The 17,445-nt window shown below is 62.2% G+C and carries 16 protein-coding genes; 10 read left to right on the top strand and 6 right to left on the bottom strand.

Features of this window, described 5'->3' with window-relative positions:
- The first annotated feature begins 5 nt into the window (after positions 1-5).
- Entirely contained in the window at positions 6-1,313 is a 1,308-nt protein-coding gene (locus NKK50_RS21365; RefSeq protein WP_352499518.1) for a c-type cytochrome, read from the top strand.
- 22 nt (positions 1,314-1,335) lie between these two features.
- On the opposite strand, the gene NKK50_RS21360 is transcribed toward NKK50_RS21365, so the two are convergent.
- A complete protein-coding gene (locus tag NKK50_RS21360) occupies positions 1,336-2,826 on the bottom strand; it encodes an AMP-binding protein (protein ID WP_352499519.1) in 1,491 nt (496 codons plus the stop codon).
- Between the two features lie 33 nt (positions 2,827-2,859).
- The gene (locus NKK50_RS21355) at positions 2,860-3,675 is read right to left on the bottom strand and encodes a p-hydroxycinnamoyl CoA hydratase/lyase (RefSeq protein ID WP_352499520.1); all 816 of its coding nucleotides are present in this window, start codon (positions 3,673-3,675) and stop codon (positions 2,860-2,862) included.
- Positions 3,676-3,828: 153 nt separating this feature from the next.
- Between NKK50_RS21355 and NKK50_RS21350 the strand changes: the two genes are divergently transcribed.
- The 9 genes from NKK50_RS21350 to NKK50_RS21310 all read left to right on the top strand — a co-directional run bounded on the left by NKK50_RS21350 (position 3,829) and on the right by NKK50_RS21310 (position 11,765).
- Entirely contained in the window at positions 3,829-4,302 is a 474-nt protein-coding gene (locus tag NKK50_RS21350; RefSeq protein ID WP_352499521.1) for a MarR family winged helix-turn-helix transcriptional regulator, read from the top strand.
- Positions 4,303-4,653: 351 nt separating this feature from the next.
- A complete protein-coding gene (locus tag NKK50_RS21345) occupies positions 4,654-5,379 on the top strand; it encodes a 3-keto-5-aminohexanoate cleavage protein (RefSeq protein ID WP_352543828.1) in 726 nt (241 codons plus the stop codon).
- A 172-nt stretch (positions 5,380-5,551) separates the two neighbouring features.
- Positions 5,552-6,595 (top strand): acyltransferase family protein, encoded by a 1,044-nt coding sequence (locus tag NKK50_RS21340; RefSeq protein ID WP_084630758.1) that lies wholly within the window; start codon positions 5,552-5,554, stop codon positions 6,593-6,595.
- Between the two features lie 325 nt (positions 6,596-6,920).
- Positions 6,921-7,430 (top strand): Lrp/AsnC family transcriptional regulator, encoded by a 510-nt coding sequence (locus NKK50_RS21335; RefSeq protein ID WP_023670324.1) that lies wholly within the window; start codon positions 6,921-6,923, stop codon positions 7,428-7,430.
- On the top strand, positions 7,427-8,590 hold the full coding sequence (locus NKK50_RS21330) for a saccharopine dehydrogenase family protein (protein ID WP_352543827.1): 1,164 nt from the start codon (positions 7,427-7,429) through the stop codon (positions 8,588-8,590). The genes NKK50_RS21335 and NKK50_RS21330 overlap by 4 nt, the downstream gene beginning before the upstream one ends.
- 109 nt (positions 8,591-8,699) lie before the next feature.
- A complete protein-coding gene (locus NKK50_RS21325; RefSeq protein ID WP_023670322.1) occupies positions 8,700-9,488 on the top strand; it encodes an ABC transporter substrate-binding protein in 789 nt (262 codons plus the stop codon).
- A 129-nt stretch (positions 9,489-9,617) separates the two neighbouring features.
- Entirely contained in the window at positions 9,618-10,295 is a 678-nt protein-coding gene (locus NKK50_RS21320) for an amino acid ABC transporter permease (RefSeq protein WP_352543826.1), read from the top strand.
- Positions 10,292-10,966, top strand: coding sequence for an amino acid ABC transporter permease (locus NKK50_RS21315; RefSeq protein WP_023821289.1), 675 nt, complete (start codon positions 10,292-10,294; stop codon positions 10,964-10,966). Before NKK50_RS21320 ends, NKK50_RS21315 begins: the two co-directional genes overlap by 4 nt.
- Positions 10,967-11,036: 70 nt before the next feature.
- A complete protein-coding gene (locus tag NKK50_RS21310) occupies positions 11,037-11,765 on the top strand; it encodes an amino acid ABC transporter ATP-binding protein (protein ID WP_352543833.1) in 729 nt (242 codons plus the stop codon).
- A 208-nt stretch (positions 11,766-11,973) separates the two neighbouring features.
- Here NKK50_RS21310 and NKK50_RS21305 read toward each other — a convergent pair whose 3' ends face one another.
- The 4 genes from NKK50_RS21305 to NKK50_RS21290 all read right to left on the bottom strand — a co-directional run bounded on the left by NKK50_RS21305 (position 11,974) and on the right by NKK50_RS21290 (position 17,444).
- Positions 11,974-13,041 carry a cyclic nucleotide-gated potassium channel gene (locus tag NKK50_RS21305; RefSeq protein ID WP_023693904.1) on the bottom strand — a complete coding sequence of 356 codons (1,068 nt, stop codon included), beginning with the start codon at positions 13,039-13,041 and terminating at the stop codon, positions 11,974-11,976.
- A 144-nt stretch (positions 13,042-13,185) separates the two neighbouring features.
- Positions 13,186-14,256, bottom strand: coding sequence for an adenylate/guanylate cyclase domain-containing protein (locus NKK50_RS21300; protein WP_023821290.1), 1,071 nt, complete (start codon positions 14,254-14,256; stop codon positions 13,186-13,188).
- A gap of 3 nt (positions 14,257-14,259) precedes the next feature.
- Complete coding sequence (locus tag NKK50_RS21295; protein WP_023670316.1) at positions 14,260-14,754, bottom strand: Rab family GTPase; 495 nt, start codon at positions 14,752-14,754, stop codon at positions 14,260-14,262.
- 11 nt (positions 14,755-14,765) lie between these two features.
- Entirely contained in the window at positions 14,766-17,444 is a 2,679-nt protein-coding gene (locus NKK50_RS21290) for an OmpA family protein (RefSeq protein ID WP_031197149.1), read from the bottom strand.
- Position 17,445: the final 1 nt, after the last annotated feature.

Genomic DNA, 17,445 nt, shown 5'->3' with positions numbered 1-17,445 from the left:
GAGCCATGAAAAGATTGGTCCGCATCCTCCTCGCTGTCGTGGTCGTCATCGCTGTCGGCGTTGCGATCTTCCTGTTCAAGCCGGCGCCGCTGCCGGACGTCTCCGCGGCGGAGGCAAAGCTGCCGGCCGGCCAGGCGCTGATCGACCGCGGTGAATATCTGACGCGCGCGGCCGATTGCGTCGCCTGCCACACAACCGGAGGCGGCACGCCCTATGCCGGCGGCCTTGCCTTCAAGCTGCCATTCGGCACCGTCTATTCCCCCAACATCACCGCCGACAAGGAAACCGGCATCGGCGACTGGAGCGACGCGGAGTTCGTGCGCGCGCTGCATCAAGGCATCGACAAGCAAGGCCGCAATCTCTATCCGGCCTTTTCCTATGCGGCCTACGCCAGGATGACCACCGAAGATGCGCTGGCGATCAAGGCCTATCTGTTCAGCCTGCCGCCGGTGCACGCCGAGGCGCCCAAGAACGATCTGAGTTTTCCGTTCAACCAGCGTTATGTCCTGCGGTTCTGGAACCTGTTGTTCGTTCCCGACGGTCCATTGCAGCAGGACGAAAAGCAGAGCGCGGAATGGAACCGCGGCGCCTATCTCACCGAAGCGATGGCGCATTGCGGCGAATGCCACACGCCCCGCAACCTGCTCTATGGGCTCGACAACAGCAAGAAATTCGCCGGCGCCGAACTGCAGGGCTGGGAGGCCTACAACATCAGTTCGGACAAGACGACCGGCATCGGCAGCTGGAGCGATGAGCAGTTGTCCAACTATCTGTCCAAGGGTCATGCGGAAGGGCGTGGTGCGGCCACCGGCAGCATGGGCGAAGCCGTCGACTACAGCCTGCGCCATTTGACGCCGGAAGACATCAAGGCGATCGTCACTTACGTAAAAACCGTGCCGCCGCAAGTCAGCAGCGACAAGGCGATCGTCGAAGCGGAGCCGCCGGCAACACTGACGACGTCCATCGCCTACGCTTCGTCTGCCGATTCAGTGGCGCAAGGCGGGCTCGGCCTGAAGCTGTTCCAGGGCGCCTGTGCCAGCTGTCACGGATGGAACGGCGAAGGGCTGCAGACACCTTATGCGGCGCTGCGCGGCAGCCGCACGGTCAATGACCCCGATGGCACGAACCTCATCCAGGTCATCCTGAAGGGCGCGCATATGACGACGCCGCTCGGCAAGCAGGCGATGCCGGCTTTCGCCAATGCCTATTCGAATGTCGAGATCGCGGCGCTCGGCAACTATGTGCTGGCGCATTTCGGCGGCAAGCAATCCGCCATCACGCCGGCCGACGTCGCCAAGGCGCGGGCGCAGTGAAGAACGGCGGTGAAGCCCGATCTCACCGCCCGCGCAAGATGTGTTTCTGAATCTTGCCGGAGGCGGTGCGGGGCAACGCGTCGGTGAGCAGGAATTCCTTCGGCACCTTGTAGCGGGCGATGCGAGCCGCACAGTGCGCCGCGAGCGCCGTCGGATCGAGGACGCAGCCAGCCTTCAGCACGACGAAGGCGCGGCCGACCTCGCCCCAGCGCCCGTCGGCGATGCCGATGACGGCGACGTCCGAAATGTCGGGATGATCGAGCAGCGCCATCTCGACCTCGGCTGGATAGACGTTCTCCCCGCCCGAAATGAACATGTCCTTGCGGCGGTCGACGAGGGTGACGAAACCATCTTCGTCGCGGCGCGCAATGTCGCCGGTGCGGAACCAGCCATCCGGTGTAAAGGCCTGCGCCGTCTCATCGGGCCGGTTCCAGTAGCCCGGCGTGACATTGGGGCCTGACAGCCATATCTCACCCGGCTCGCCGGCTGCGGCGTCGTGGCCATCTTCGTCCACGATGCGCAGCGACAAAGACGGCGCCGGCAGGCCGGCGGAGCCGGCCTTGCGGGCGATCTGGTGTGCCTCGACCGGCATGCCGAGCACGGTGCCGGCTTCGGTCAGGCCGAAGCCGTCGACCATGCGCACGCCCTGCTCCAGCCACCAAAGGATGTCGGCGGCGGGATTGGGCGCGCCACCGGTAAAGATGGCCGTCAGCGTGGTCCAGTTCGCCGGCGCGAACGCGGTGCCGTCGCGCAGCATCCGTGCCATTTGCGGGACGCAGAAATAATGGGTGACGCCGAGGTCCGGGTCTGCCAGACGGCGGTTGGTGAGACCGGCCTCGAAGCCGGACGAGATCAGCACCGTGCCGCCCTGCAGCAAGGGCGGACGCAGGCTGGTGATAAGGCCGATGACATGGAACATCGGCGCGTCGCAGAGGAAGATGCTGGAATTGCCGACGCGGCCGAGCACGCCGAAATTGACCGCGGTGGCGAACGCATTGGCCTCGGTCAGGATGACACCCTTGGGCCGGCCCGATGTGCCGGAGGTGTAGAGGATGATCGACGGCTGGTCGGCCGGCGGCAAAGGCCGGCGCGGCGCCGGCGCCTGTACGTCCACCGCCGCCGCAAAGTCAGCGACCTCGGCCGACACGCAGCCCTCGGGCCGCGCCAATTCAAACGCGGCATCGTGCAGCAGCAGTGCTGGATCGCAATCGGCAAGGATTGCTTGTTGCTCTGCCCCAGCGAGGCGCCAGTTGACCGGCACGAAGATGGCGCCGATCCGCATGGCCGCCTGCTGCAGGATCAGCAGGTCGGCGCTGTTGCGGACGACGGTGGCGATGCGCTGCCCAGGTTCGATGCCGTAGCCGCTCCCGAGCACGCCGACGGCGCGCTGGATAGCCTCGTCGAGCCCGCGATACGTCCAACGCCGCCCGGAAGCCAGGTCGACGCAAGCGAGGCGCTCGGGCTGCGTCGCGGCATGCAAGGCCACGGGATCGGGCGTCGTCCAGGCCGGCATCTCGCTTCTCCTCCCCGATTGGATATTGGCTGATCACCTCGCCTTGTCATAGGCGCCGAGCCCGGGCTTGTAGCTCTTTTCGTCGATGAACTGGCGGATGCCTTCCTTGCGGCCGTCATTGTCGTAGGAATTGGCCGCTTCCTGCGCGCGCACCAGATAGTCCTCGGCATTGTCATAGGTCATCTCGCCGACGCGGCGGATAGCATCCTTGGTCGCCTTCAGCGCGACCGGGTTTTTCTTGAGCAGGATGTTCGCCACCTCGGTGACTCGTGGCTTCAGCTCCGCCAGCGGCAGGCTTTCATTGACCAGCTTCCAGGCCGCCGCCTTCCTGCCGTCGATCAACTCACCGGTCAGCGCGTGGTACATGGCGTCGCGCATCGACAGGAGATCGACCACCACCTTGGTGGCGCCGCCGCCGGGCAGGATACCCCAGTTGATCTCCGACAGAGCGAATTGCGCCTCGTCGGCGGCGAAAGCGAGGTCGCAGGCAAACAGCGGGCCGTAGCCGCCGCCAAAGCACCAGCCATTGACCATGGCAATGGTCGGCTTGCGATACCAGCGCAGCCGCCGCCACCAGCCATAGGCCTCGCCTTGCGCCTTGCGGACGGCGCCCAGCCCCTTGGCCTCGGTCTCGCGAAAATACTCCTTGAGGTCCATGCCCGCCGACCACGCACTGCCCTCGCCCGACAGCACCAGCACGCCGACATCATCGCAGTATTCCAGCTGGTCGAGCACCTCCATCATGCGCCGGTTGAGCGCCGGGTTCATGCAATTTCGTTTTTCAGGCCGGTTGAAGCGCACCCAGGCGATGCCGTCCTCGATGTCGAAGGCAACGGTCTCTTCGGTCATGGCAACTCTCCTCCGGCTTGCGTTCCTGTGTGGCGGGGAGAAGAGTTGTGCTCTTCCCCTGATCAATCGCTATGTGACATAGCTTTTAGAATTGCTATGTTGCATAGTCTTTTTTGCTTGACAAGAACCTTGGTCGCAGCGATCGGTTGCAGCATGGACGAGACATCGGACCGCAGCGGCAAGGTGGCTAGGGTGGCGCCTGAAGACAGGCTCGACGCACAGATCGGCTACAATCTGCGGCGGGCTTCGACACTGGCGCTCAATGATTTCACCGCCGAGATGGCCGATGCCTCACTGCGCCCGGTCACCTACGGGATGCTGGCGCTGATCGACGAACGGCCCGGCATCAGCGCCGCCGAGCTTTGCCGCCGGCTGGGCATGAAAAGCGCCAACATGGCGCCGCTGCTGGCCGAACTCGAGGAGCGCGGGCTGGTCGAGCGCGACGACCATGCGCAGGACAGGCGCGTGCAGGTGCTCGCTCTGACCAAGGCAGCCAAAGCCGCCATGCCGGCATGGCGGCTCAAAGTGCGCAACCACCAGGACCGGTTCCTGCAACGGCTGACGAAAAAAGATCGGGCAACACTGCTGCGGCTGTTACGGCTGATCTGGAGCGAGGACAGCGATTGAAAGGGAGCCGGGGTGCTTCGGTGCTGATCGTAGCGATGATGGGCGCGGCGACGCCGAACACCACCTGAGGTTTCCGCGAGACACCCCCCTCTGCCCTACCGGGCATCTCCCCCTCAAGGGGGGAGATTGGACCTCACCTCTGCCTTCGCCAGTCTCCAACGTTGCGACGCCGTAGACGCAGCTGATCTCTCCCCTTGAGGGGGAGATGGCCGGCAGGCCAGAGGGGGGTGCGAAGGAACTCGGCATTGCCCAGGTTTGGCGCAACACACTGTCAGCAGTCTTCACCGCGCCCGTTTCCTCTCCACCCTGCCCTTTGCTAGGCTCGCCATCGGCAACAGGATCGCGAGAGCCATGATCGTCCAGACCTGCATCAACGGCGCGCGCGCCGCCGATTTTCACCCCACACTGCCGCTCGACTCCGACGCTATGGCGCGCGACGGGGCGGCTTCGATTGCCGCGGGCGCAGCTGAGCTGCATGTCCATGCCCGCAGCGCGGACCGCCGCGAGAGCCTTGCGCCGGCAGCGATGGACCTGACGATCGCAGGGCTGCGCCGTGCCTGCCCTGGTACGCTGATCGGCGTCTCCACCGGCGCCTGGATAGAGAATGACGATACAAGCACGCTGGTCGCCATCGCCGGCTGGCGCGAATTGCCGGACTATGCCTCGGTCAATCTCAGCGAGGCGGCGGCACCCATCGTCATGGAGAGCCTGCGCCAGCGCGGCATCGGCATCGAGGCGGGTCTGGCGTCGGTCGCCGACGCCGAGCGGCTGGTCGGCCTCGACCATGGCGGGCGCGTGCTGCGCGTGCTGATCGAGATTTCCGAGCAGACGCTAGACGAGGCTTTTGCGGTCGCCGACGGCATCGAACAGGTCCTGGAGCGCGCCGGCATTTGCCGTGCCATCCTGCTGCATGGCGAGAACGCGACGGTGTGGCCGTTCGTGCGCCGTGCCGCGGATCGCAACTGGTCGACGCGCGTCGGGCTGGAGGATGGGAAGCATCTGCCGGATGGCACGGTTGCGGCCGGCAATGCCGCGCTGACGGCGGCAGCGGTGGCGATCTTCCAGGCCGGGCGATAGCGCATACAAGCAGCGCGCCAAGGCATCGCCGAGACGATGGCGATCGCAAGGCCCGGGCCGCGAAAGTCGGTGAAAGCTATTCAAATTTTATGTATTAATTAAACCGGCAGTTAATCGTCGCATCAACGATCTCATCTGTGTTAATATTCTCCGGCATCGGGGACATTTTTTAATGAACGTCATTCCGGATAATGATCACGCTGCGCCGCGTCGGATTCAACAATATACATCGATACAGACCCTGCGGGGGCTAGCAGCCCTAATGGTTGTTATCTATCATCTTCCGGCCGCACTAGGCGTGCTCGATTTGCCTATTCCCATTCTAAACAGCGGCGTCGACCTGTTTTTCGTCATCAGCGGTTTTGTCATGGTTCTCTCGACGGAGAACAGACATCGCGACCACCGTGCTTTTTTGATGCAGCGGTTCACGCGCGTCGTTCCGTTCTATTGGGTCATGACCTTCCTCATGGTCGCCGCACTTTGGCTGTTTGCCGGTCGTGGAGTGTCCTTTGAGCAGATTACCAATAGCCTGCTTTTCGTGCCCTATCTCGATACGGCCACAGGCTATGTCCAGCCAGTGCTTGGCGTGGGTTGGACGCTCAATCTGGAAATCCTGTTTTACATTCTGTTCGCGGCGACTATGGGTTTTGGTGCGCTGACGCAAATGGCCACGATTGGCGTTGTCTTTGCAATCGCCGTAGCCGCACGCATTATCTTCAAACCCGCCGCCGACACTGTGCTGTTTTTCTATACCACGCCAATCCTGTTTGAGTTCCTTGCCGGCATGGCTGTCGGCCATCTGGTCGGCAGACTGCTGCGTTTGCCCGCTTTCCTGGGTGCCTCGGCTGTCGGGTTCGCTATTGTGTCCACACTGGTGATGGTACTTGGCTTCAACTTGCCGCGAACCCTTGCTCAAGGTATCCCGGCGCTGATCCTTGTCGCGGGTTGCATCAGCCTGGAGAGCTACTTCCGACTTTTTGCTCCTCGCGTGCTGGCAAGGCTGGGAGATGCTTCCTACTCTCTCTATCTGACCCATCCTATCGTGCTGCTCGCGATCGCTCCTGTCGTTGCAACCGCCAATGTGTCACCATGGCTTGCAGGCATAGCTATTGTCACCGCCTGCATCGCCGTGTCCCTGGCGAGTTATAGTTTTATCGAAAGGCCGCTTTTGGCCATGTCGCGAATGAGCCTCTCCGCTTATCAGGTGAAGGCGTGAGTTGCGGCTACGCCGCAACTCGGTCGGCCTGCTATGCGGGTGCGTTGCTCACTACGACCTCGCGTCGCGTTCAAGCGACCACGGCGGCGGCAAGATCGTCTTCGAACTCCGTCGCCTAGTGCTGTCGCGCACATCCTCGACTGCCTGTCGCCCCAAAATGCACAGCGGTTTTGGGACGACATGCATCCTGTCTTGCCTGAACGCACACGGGAACTGGCACAGAGGGATGACATAGCTCTTGCTGCTGTTAAAAATTCCCCATAAGGTATTTTTCATATCCGAAAGAAAATCCGATCGTTTCTTTCCCTTTATGAAAGCCTTGCCTTTGCGTGAGCATCTCGATCAAACCGATCGACGGCTGGTAAAGCTGTTGTCGCAGGATGCCCAGCCCGGCATCAACCGGCTCGCCGAGACGATGGCGATCTCGGTGCCGACGGTGCGCTCAAGGTTGCGCAATCTGCTCGACCGCAACCTCTTGAAGATCGTCGGGCTGCTCAATCTGACCGAACGCCCCGAGCTGATCTCGGCCATTGTCGGCATCAACGCTCAGGGACGTGGCCGCGCCCGGGAACTGGCGCAGCGCATTGCCGAACTGCCTTTCGTCAACTCGGCCTCGGTGGTTACCGGGCGCTTCGACATCATCGTCGACGTGACCGTCGCCGGCGATGTCGCCGACCTCTACCGCATCACCAGCGAGCTGATTCCGGGCGCCGGCATTCCCGGGGAAGTCGTGCGCAGCGAAACCTTCGTCGTCATGGCTTCATGCAACAAATGGGTCAGCCTTCCCGAAGGCTGCTGGTCGGAAGAAACACCGTCACGCAAGGAGCCGGCATGAGAATAGCTGTTCTCGGCGGCCTCGGCCTGCAGGGACGGGCGGCCATCGCCGATCTCGTCGCCAGCGCCGGCGTCGAGGAAGTCGTCTGCGTCGATACGTCGGCCGACGGCCCTGCCCGGCTTGCCGGGCTGACCGACCTTTCCCGCGTGCGTTTCGTCGTGCCCGAGGGCCCCATCGGCCCGGCACTTGCCACCGTGCTGGCGGATGTCGACGCCGCCATCGATCTGTTGCCACAGCCATTGATGCGCGAGGCGGTGCAGGCCGCGATCGCAACGCGCACGCCGCTGGTCACCACCAATTACGGCAAGGCGATTGCCGATCTGGCGGCGGAGGCTGAACAGGCCGGCGTTTCGATCATGACCGAATGCGGGCTCGATCCCGGCATCGACCTCGTGCTCTACGCGCGCGCCGCAAAGCAGTTCTCTAGGATCTCCTCGATCGATTCCTATTGCGGCGGCATCCCCGAACCGAAGGCGATGGCGAAGCCGCTCTGCTACAAGGTGAGCTGGAATTTCGACATGGTTCTGGTCAGCCAGAACCGCGACAGCGTGATGATCGAGCATGGCAAGCGCGTCGAAGTGCCGGCCGGGCGGCAGCACGACAATGCCTTCATCCACGAGATCGAGGTCGCGGGCCTCGGCCGGCTGGAAGCTTTCCCCAATGGCGACGCGCTGCACTATGTCGAGATGCTGGCGGCCGCCAAGGGATTGCAACGCTCGGGCCGCTATACACTGCGCTGGCCGGGATGGTCGGCGTTCTGGGCGCCGCTGAAGGAACTCGGCTTCCTCTCCGAAGACAAGGTGCCCGGCACCGGCGCCAGCCCCCGCGAATTTCTCGGCCGGCTGCTCGGCCCGCAATTGCAGTATGGCGCTGACGAGAAGGACCTTTGCGTGATGCGCAATGTCTTTTCCGGTCTCGAGGGCGGTCGCGCCAAAACGGTGACATCGGACCTGATCATCGAACGCGACCTGGCATCCGGCCTGTTCGGCATGAGCCTCGGCGTCGGCTATCCCGCCAGCATCGTGGCGCAGATGCTGGCGCGGCGCGAGATCGCCACACCTGGCCTGCTCAACCCGCTGCTGCATGTGCCGGACGAACCCTTCTTTGACGAGCTGGCGAGGCGTGGCATCAAGGTGACCGAAACGGTGGCCTGGGACTGACGATTTTCGAACGGTGGCTGCCGCCGGCAAACGGTGCCGCCGCTCAAAAAACACCCAAAAGGGTGGAATAACAAAGTGGAACAACAACGATAACAGGAGGAATGCCAAAATGAAGATTGCCAGACTTTTTATCGCCGGACTTGCGCTTGCGGGGCTCGCCACGGCGGCCAGTGCCGGAACGCTCGACGAGATCACCAAGCGCGGCGAACTGCGCGTCGCGGTACAGACGCAAGGACCTCCCTTCTCGCTGGTCGGCGCGGCCGGCGAGCGCACCGGCAGTTCGGTCGAACTCGCCGAGCTGATGGCCAAGGAAATGGGCGTCAAGATCACCTTCCTCGACTATGACTGGGACGGGCTGATCCCGGCGCTGCTTTCGGGCAAGGCCGACCTGCTCGTCGCCGACATGACGCCGACGCTGGCGCGCGGCATGAAGGTCGCCTTCACCACACCTTACATGTATACGGGCAGCACCGTCTTCACCAAGGCCGACAGCAAGTTCAAGACAACCGAGGACTGCAAGGCCAAGGGCACCAAGATCGCCGTGCTGTTGGGCGCCACCGGCGAAAAGGAAGCCAAGAACGCCTTCCCGGATGCCGACATCAAGAGCTACAAGGGCGGCGGCCCGCTGCTGCTCGACGCGGTCAACAACGGCCAAGCCGATTGCGGCGTCAACGACGTCTCGGCGGTCAAGGGTCAGTCGACAGCCTATCCCGCCGGCACCTTCACCATCATGCCGGACCTGTTGTCGAAGGAGCCGCTTGCCTTCGCCACCCGCTACGACGAGCCGGACCTGTTGATCTGGATGAACCTGTTCCTCAACCAGGTCAGCATCGACGGCCGCCTGCAGAAGAACCTCGACTACTGGGTCAATTCCGACGCCTGGAAGAAGGATCACTAAGCAGAGGTAAGCAGGGAGTAGTGAGTAGGAAGTAGTGAATGGTGAATGGTGAATGGCCATTCCGGACGCCCTTCACTGCTCACCACTCACTACTCACTACTGCCCATTCACCATTCACAATTCACCGCCATGCTCGAAAATTTCAGCTTCCGCACCATCGTCGAATATCTGCCGCTGTTCGGGCAGGGTCTGATCACGACCGTGTGGCTGTCGGCGCTGTCTTTTGCGGGCGCGCTGGTTGTCGGCATCGTGCTCGCCGCCATGAACCTGCAGCGCGGCCAGCTGTTTCGCGTGCTGGCCAAGGGCTATATCGATGCCGTGCGCGCCACGCCGTTGCTGGCGCAGCTCTACTTCCTCTATTTCGGCCTGCCGCGTCTCGGCTTCGTCCTGCCCGAGCTCGTCGTCGGCATCATCGCTTTGTCGCTGAACAGCGGCGCCTATGTCGCGGAAATCATCCGCGCCGGCATCCTGTCGATCCCGCGCGGCCAGGTCGAGGCCGGGGTTGCCTCGGGAATGACCTATGTCCAGCGCATGCGCCTGGTCATCCTGCCGCAAGCCTTCAAGGTGACGATCCCGCCGCTGCTCGGCCAGGCGATCGTGCTGGTCAAGGATTCCGCGCTTTTGTCTCTGATCTCGGTTTCCGAACTGACGCGCGCCGGCCAGTTGCTGGCGTCCGACCGCTTCATGCCGGCGGAAGGCTTTCTCACCATCGCCGCTTTCTATCTGCTGCTCTATTACTGCCTCAAAGGACTGGCGGGGCTGTCCAGTCGGTGGCTCGGTCTGCAGCCGGCAAGGAGCAGCACATGATCTGGCAACAGCTGCAAAGCCTGGCCGGCAGCTACCCCCTCGCCTTGCGCGGCCTTGGCATGACCGTGATGCTGTCGGCGATCAGCCTGGTGCTGGGCACGCTGCTTGGTTTCGGCCTCGGCATATTGCGCACCGGCGGCAACCGGCTGATCTCGAGCGTGATCGGCGCCTGGGTCGACCTGATCCGCGGCACGCCGTTCCTGGTGCAGATCTTCCTGATCTTCTTCATCCTGCCGGAATTCGGCATCGAGCTCGATGCCTTCACGGCCGGCATCATCGCGCTCACCAACCTCGCCGCGTGCTTCATCTGCGAGATCGTCGCCGCCGGCATCCGCTCGGTGCCGACCGGCCAGGTTGAGGCAGCTCTGGCGTCTGGCCTGTCGCGCTGGCAACGCATGCGCCAGGTGGTGCTGCCGCAGGCGATGCGCATCGTGCTGCCGCCGCTGGTCGGGCAATATGTACTCTTGATCAAGGATTCCTCCGTCGTCTCGGCGATCGGGCTGACCGACCTCACCCGCGTCGGCTGGCTTGTGGTGCAGCGTGTGCCCAACGGCCTGCTGGTCTTCTTCCTGGTCGGCGTCGGCTATTTCGTCGTCTGCTATCCGCTGATCATGCTCGCCCGCCGGCTGGAGCGCCGCATGGGCGCGGGGCATGGCGAGGTGCAGCTGTGACATCGAACCCAAAGGGCTGACCGCCATGACCAATCCAAGCCCGACCAAGACAAACCTGACCAAAACGGGCATGATCGACTTTCGCGGCGTCAACAAATGGTTCGGCTCGCTCAATGTGCTGAAGGACATCACGCTCAGCGTCGAGCCGCGCGAAGTGGTCGTCGTCTGCGGCCCAAGTGGTTCGGGCAAGTCGACGCTGATCCGCTGCATCAACGGCCTGGAAGCGATCAAGGATGGCGACCTCGTCGTCGACGGCCAGCGCCTCGGCGACCCCGCCACCAACATGACGCAGCTGCGCACCGAGATCGGCTTCGTCTTCCAGTCGTTCAACCTCTACCCGCACAAGACGGCGCTGGAAAACGTCACGCTGGCGCCGATCCATGTGCGCAAGATCCCCCGCGCCGAGGCCGAGCAGGCCGGGCGCGACTTGCTGGCCAAGGTCGGCCTCGCCGACAAGGTCAACGCCTACCCGTCACAGCTGTCCGGCGGCCAGCAGCAGCGTGTGGCCATCGCGCGCTGCCTCGGCATGCGCCCCAAGATCATGCTGTTTGACGAACCGACCTCGGCGCTCGATCCCGAGATGATTTCCGAAGTGCTCGACGTCATGGTCGCGGTGGCCGAGGAAGGCATGACCATGATGGTGGTAACGCACGAAATGGGCTTTGCCCGCAAGGTGGCGCAGCGCGTGGTGTTCATGGACGCCGGCGCCATCGTCGAAACCGGCACGCCGGAAGCGTTTTTCTCCGACCCGAAGACCGACCGCAGCCGGGCTTTTCTAAGCAAGATTCTAAGGCATTAGAGCTTAGCCAAAGCCGGTCGTCCGAAAGGCCGCGGGGCAGGAACTGTCGACGCACAGCGCCAAACAACGAGCCGCCGGTAGAGTGGATCGGCTACGTTTAGGTCTCCGGCTACGCCTCTGGGACCTTCCACGTGCCGTCCAGAACCTTCGCGCGTGGTCGATAGAGCCGTACCATCCAGTTCCAGCCGGGCCACCATCGGCTGTACGGTCAAGCCACCGGCGCCGCGCCGCGCCGCTCGAGCGCGGTCCTGCGGATGATTTCCGCGATTTCCGGGCTGCTGCTGCACAGCATCTGGAAATCCGCCGCGTGCAGCGACAGGAGTGAGACAGAAGTTGCGGCAGTGACGGTCGCCATACGCGGTTCGCCGCTGATCAGCGCCATCTCGCCGAAGAAGGCGCCAGGGCCAAGCTCCACCGGGTTCGGCGTCGCGACGCTGACGCGGCCCTCCACGACGAAGAACATCCGATCGCCGGTCTCGCCGCTGCGGCAGATCACGGCGCCCGCCGGCACCGTGCGGGGTCTTAACGCGCGCACGATCTCGACCAGCGTGGCCGGGCCAAGCTTCTGAAACAACGGAACGCCGGCAATCAATTGCCAATTGCGGACGAAATCCTCGCGACGGACTTCTTGATAAAAGCCGGAGGCAAGAATGCCGGCCCAGAGCCCGAAGATGCCGATGCCACACATCATGACAGCCCCGGCAAGAACGCGGCCGGCGAAGCTTTGCGGAATGTCGTCGCCATAGCCGGTAGTGGACAGCGTGACCACCGCCCACCACATTGTCTCGGGGATGCTGCCGAACTTTTCCGGTTGGACGTCGCGCTCGATGACATAGGCCGCAAGTGCGACACCGAACAGAACCAGGCCGAAGACCGTGGTGACGCCGACCAGGTTGCGCGCTTCGTTGGCCAGAACCCTGCCAAGCAGCGGGAAGAACGTCGAGTCGCGCAGCGGCTTCAGCAGCCAGACAGCACAGTAGAGGCTGCGGTCGGGCGTGCCGTCGAGCAGGAATGCGGCGAGTGGAACCAAAACCGCGAGCACATCGATTGCGATTGCCGGCGTCCTGTCCCGAAGGTCTCCCGCCCAGCGCTTGAGCAGGGTCTCGGCCATCTGCAGAAGATAGGCGGCCCAAATGACAGCGAGCACGGCAGCCAGAGCCAGTCTGCTTCGTCCGGACATGTTCGGCATCGTGAGCGCAGCCACCGCCAGAAGCCCAGGCGCAGCGAGCACCGCATTTAGCGGTGCGTAGATTCTCAGAAAAGGCAGTACCGACATTCTATCCCACCAGCGGCCACTGTGCTCCAGAATAGAGGCCTTCCGGGCAAGCGCAAAGGGTGCTTTGCGATCGCAAGATCAGGTCACGCCAATGGCTTTCAGGCGCCGCTATCGGCGCTCCACGGTCGCACCGCAGGCGACGGATCAGCTCGGGAGCCGCCACATTCGCACGCGACCCGCACCGCGCAATTCCGTTTCCTCGAGTGGGTCGCAAGCAAATTTCGGTCCAAGCAGTTGGCAAGTTGCATCGGAAATACGGATTTCATCGGGCTCCGCGGACGTTTGAATACGTGAGGCGAGATTAACGGTCTCACCCCACAGGTCGTAGGCGAACCGCCTCTTGCCTATGACGCCGGCGACGATCGGTCCTGAGTGAATTCCAATTCTCAGCCTTATCGGTTCTCCTGCGAAGCGTTCCCGCTTGACCGCTTTGCGCAGCTCAATCGCATAGCGCGTGAGGGCCTTTGCATGATCGGATCGCGCCGTGGGCAGGCCGGCGACCACCATCACACAATCGCCAATTGTTTTGATCTTTTCGCAGCCGTATCGCTCAGAGAGCCGATCCGCCGCCTTGAAGAAGTAGTTTAAAATAGCGAGCGTCGTCACCGCTCCGACGCTGCGCGCTCGTTCCGTAAAACCGACGATGTCGGCAAAAAGCACACTCACCTCTGCGTGGTTGTCGGCAATTTTCTTTTGCGCTTTCAATCGCTCCGCGATCGACGCCGGGAGAATGTTGAGGAGCAGGTTTTCGGCGCGCTGGTATTCACGCGCCAATCCCTCCTGGCTCTTTCTCAGTGCCTCGTTCGTCGATTGCAATTTTTCGTTGAGTTGACGCTCCCTCTCTTGCAGGAGCGTCATTTCATAGGCCTTCTGTTGAAGCCGCTGCCTGTTGTCTCGTTCGGCAGTGGCGTCTAGAAAAAGCAGCCACACGAACGCATTGTCAGCAAAAAAATGGAGGTCGGCGACACGCCCGCCGGGCAGTTCAACCATATCCATGCGAAACGGAAGCTCCGGGCAAGGCAGCAAACCTTCCATGAATTCAAGCTGCTCCGCAACAGGCTTGCCGATGCGAAGCGATGACAGCCCGTAATGTTCAACATTACCGCCCTTGGCAGCTATGCAAAGCTCAGCGTCGATTTTCAGATAAGCGACAGCGTGCCCGTCGAAGAAGAAATTGAAAAACCAATTTCTGACTTCTTTTGGCAATTCATGCATGGTCTATTTGGTGACCATCAAGGCAAGTTGACGAAAGGCGTCATCGACCTGCTCGCCCGAAAGCGCACTTGTTAGATAGATTTGCCATCCACGTTGCCTCAACTCGTTGATCTCACCATCCGATATCGCCCACCGATCGGCCAGATCGGACTTGTTGAACAGCAATACGAACGGCATGGCGCCGAATTCGGCCTCGACCCGTTCGCGCAGCGTGAGTGCCACGGCAAGAGTAGCAGCGCGGGTTCCATCGACGACTAGCACGAGCCCGGTTGCACCTCGAACATAGCTGACGCGGAATGAGCCGATATCGTCCTCGCCGGCCAAATCCCACAAAATCAGATCCACGGTTTTGTCCGGGAGCGCGACGCTTTTCTTGTCGATTTTCACTCCGACGGTGGTCAAGTAGGTTTCTGAGAAGATGCTCTGCACAAACCTGCGGACCAGACTCGTCTTTCCGACGGCGAAGCCGCCCAGCATGCAGATCTTTTTTTGCAACATGTTGGGCTCCGCTAGTCCAGGTTTACCGTAATCGAAACCCGGCGATTGGTGGAGCTACCGGTTAGACTGTTTTCAGGTACAGCCGGCTCAAAAGTGCCCGCGCCCCGAACCAGCAGCAGTTCGGGAGCAACGCCGCGCTTGTTGAGAAGCGCACGAACTGTCTCGGCGCGGGCGGCGCTGATCGACGCGTTGGCCGTCTCACGGCCCGTGGTGTCCGAATGCCCGGTCAACATGAACCGCGCCGTTACGCCGGAATTGCGGGCACTCTGGGCGAATTCCTTTATTTGATCCGCCAACCTGTCGAGAACCGGCGTCTGCTCCGGTCCCGGCACAACCTTGCCGGAAGAGAAGAAAATATCGGTCGTCTGGATCGCCTGCCTCAAATGATTAAGTTCTGCGAGGTTCAGCTCACGCAGCTGCGAGACATCCAGAACCACTCCGTCCGCCGAAAGTTGTTCAGCGGCGGCCCGCGCGCGGTTGATCCAGCCGGCAGGAGCCTCACCCACGGCCACAATGCGACCCTGGATGATCGAGAGCTGAACGGTTTTCGGCGGGGACAGCGCCGCCGTCAGCCGCTTCACCACAAACTTCGGATCAAGGCTCTGATAGAATTGCCACTGTGCATGAACGCGGGCAGGATCAACGTCCGTTCCGGACAGCAGGGCTTGCGGGTCGGCGGCAAGCGGGTCTCTCAAGCCGGAAATATAGAAATGTCCGCCCCTCGCCGTTTGTTGGGCGACGATGATTCCCGGTTGGGCCTCAAGTCGCGACACATAATACTGCCAGTGCTCCGCCGCGCGTGCTTCGGGGCTCACGTCACGAACCTTGGAGATGTCGAATTCGGGTCCGCCTGCCGAAAGCTGCCGGGCCGCCGCGCGCGCGCGATCGATCCAGGTGTCGGGAGCCTCACCCTCGGCAACGATGCGATCATCGACGATCGAAAGTCGTACTGTTTCCGGCGGATACAGTGACGCCGTCAGCCGCTTCAGCACGAACTCCGGCTCAAGGCTCTGATAGAACTGCCACTGCGCATGAACCCGGGCGGGATCGACCTCTGTTCCCGACAACAGCGACTGCGGATCGGCGCCAAGCGGGTCTCGCAGGCCGGCAATATAGAATTGGCCGTCGCTTATCTTTTGGTCTGCAACGATGATGCCCGGCTGGGTCTCCAGTCGCGACACATAGGCGTGCCAGCGCTCCGCCTCGCGCACTTGGGGACTTACGTCACGAACCCCCGAGATATCGAAGACCGGCCCGCCTGCCGAAAGCTGCTGGGCCGCCGCGCGCGCCCGGCTGATCCAGGTGTCGGGAGCCTCACCCTCGGCGACGATGCGGCCATCGACAATCGAAAGTCGCACTGAATCCGGCGGAGCCAGCGACGCCGTCAGCCGCTTCAGCACGAACTCCGGCTCAAGGCTCTGATAAAATTGCCATTGCGAATGAACCCCGGCCGGATCGACTCCCGTGCCTGACAACAGCGACTGCGGGTCGACGGCAAGCGGGTCCCTCAGGCCGGCAATATAGAACTGGCCATCGCGTACCTGCTGTTCGGCAACGATGATGCCCGGCTGGGCCTCCACTCGCGACACGTAAGCCTGCCAGCGCGACACGTAAGCCTGCCAGCGCTGCGCTGATTGCCAGGAAAGAAAGTACCAACCGCCTGCCAGACTCAACAGCAGCAGGGCAACGGCCGCCACCAGCCACGGAAATCCGTCGTTTGATTCCTCCTGCTTCAGCTCGACGCAGGTCTGCAACTGCGCCTCTACGCTGGCCAGCTGCGAACCGTCGCCGTCAAACTGCTCTAAGGCCTGTGAGCTTTCCTCATGGATGCGAAGCAACACATCGCGAACGATTTCATGCAATTCCTCCGGCGGATTTCCCCGGATCACCGAAACCAGGGTCGCAAACGGTCCAACTTCCGACCAGAGACGAAGCTCGCCGAAACGGATTGTGTCCAGGCCGCTCTGCTCTTTCTCGTTAAATGAGTCTTTTACAAAATCCTGAATCGCACTGAGCATCGAAGAAATGAGCTGAGGATCTTCGCTCGTTGCATTGTCGGCCGTTACATGCGTTATCAAAAGGCCGGAATTCCGATGAATGAGAAACGCATGTTCCACACGGTAGACAAGGGAATGCTTCAGAACAACTGCCGAGAAGCTTGCCCCTGTTCTCCAGGCTTCAAGTCTCCACTTGAGCCCGTGCCAGGTGAATATGTGCCTTAGAGTTTCATTCAGCGACTGAAAGGTCTGGTCGATCTTTTCGCCGATCGACTTGCGAATTGCCGGCAGAAACACCGGGTACAATATGTCCGTCAGCGTGCGCGGGCTCTTCTGGATCGACCGTTGCACAGCCCGTTCGACAGCTGGCGCAAGCGCCTCGCCGAGTTGCGCGTAAGGCGCTCGTCCGGCAGCACTGGGAAGAACGTCGCCCACGGCCGCCGCAAGCTGCTCGGGTTCGTCGAGCAGATGCGTGACGCGTGAAAGCTCGGAGATTTCGCGGCTGACCAGCAACTGCCGCAGCGTTTCCATGCGCGGATCGGCGGTTGGAACCGCCTCGAACTGCGCACGGTAGTCCGGATCAACGTTCCGGGCAATTTCGATCAAAAGACGAGCCAGAGCCTCGCGATCAATCTCTGTATCGTTCGAGGCTGTTCTTTGCGGAAGGTTGAATGGGTCGACGGTGGACGTCAAG

The sequence above is a fragment of the Mesorhizobium sp. M0001 genome (genome assembly GCF_040324255.1).
Lineage (GTDB): Bacteria > Pseudomonadota > Alphaproteobacteria > Rhizobiales > Rhizobiaceae > Mesorhizobium.
This window is presented reverse-complemented; position numbering and strand designations above follow the sequence as displayed.

Excerpts from the sequence above, each read along its gene's own strand:
- NKK50_RS21365 (WP_352499518.1), top strand. The coding sequence starts at position 6 with ATGAAAAGATTGGTCCGCATCCTCCTCGCTGTCGTGGTCGTCATCGCT.
- NKK50_RS21330 (WP_352543827.1), top strand. The coding sequence starts at position 7,427 with ATGAGAATAGCTGTTCTCGGCGGCCTCGGCCTGCAGGGACGGGCGGCC.
- NKK50_RS21295 (WP_023670316.1), bottom strand. The coding sequence starts at position 14,754 with ATGTTGCAAAAAAAGATCTGCATGCTGGGCGGCTTCGCCGTCGGAAAG.
- NKK50_RS21300 (WP_023821290.1), bottom strand. The coding sequence starts at position 14,256 with ATGCATGAATTGCCAAAAGAAGTCAGAAATTGGTTTTTCAATTTCTTC.
- NKK50_RS21320 (WP_352543826.1), top strand. The coding sequence starts at position 9,618 with ATGCTCGAAAATTTCAGCTTCCGCACCATCGTCGAATATCTGCCGCTG.
- NKK50_RS21345 (WP_352543828.1), top strand. The coding sequence starts at position 4,654 with ATGATCGTCCAGACCTGCATCAACGGCGCGCGCGCCGCCGATTTTCAC.
- NKK50_RS21305 (WP_023693904.1), bottom strand. The coding sequence starts at position 13,041 with ATGTCGGTACTGCCTTTTCTGAGAATCTACGCACCGCTAAATGCGGTG.
- NKK50_RS21360 (WP_352499519.1), bottom strand. The coding sequence starts at position 2,826 with ATGCCGGCCTGGACGACGCCCGATCCCGTGGCCTTGCATGCCGCGACG.
- NKK50_RS21340 (WP_084630758.1), top strand. The coding sequence starts at position 5,552 with ATGAACGTCATTCCGGATAATGATCACGCTGCGCCGCGTCGGATTCAA.
- NKK50_RS21310 (WP_352543833.1), top strand. The coding sequence starts at position 11,037 with ATGATCGACTTTCGCGGCGTCAACAAATGGTTCGGCTCGCTCAATGTG.
- NKK50_RS21350 (WP_352499521.1), top strand. The coding sequence starts at position 3,829 with ATGGACGAGACATCGGACCGCAGCGGCAAGGTGGCTAGGGTGGCGCCT.
- NKK50_RS21315 (WP_023821289.1), top strand. The coding sequence starts at position 10,292 with ATGATCTGGCAACAGCTGCAAAGCCTGGCCGGCAGCTACCCCCTCGCC.
- NKK50_RS21325 (WP_023670322.1), top strand. The coding sequence starts at position 8,700 with ATGAAGATTGCCAGACTTTTTATCGCCGGACTTGCGCTTGCGGGGCTC.
- NKK50_RS21355 (WP_352499520.1), bottom strand. The coding sequence starts at position 3,675 with ATGACCGAAGAGACCGTTGCCTTCGACATCGAGGACGGCATCGCCTGG.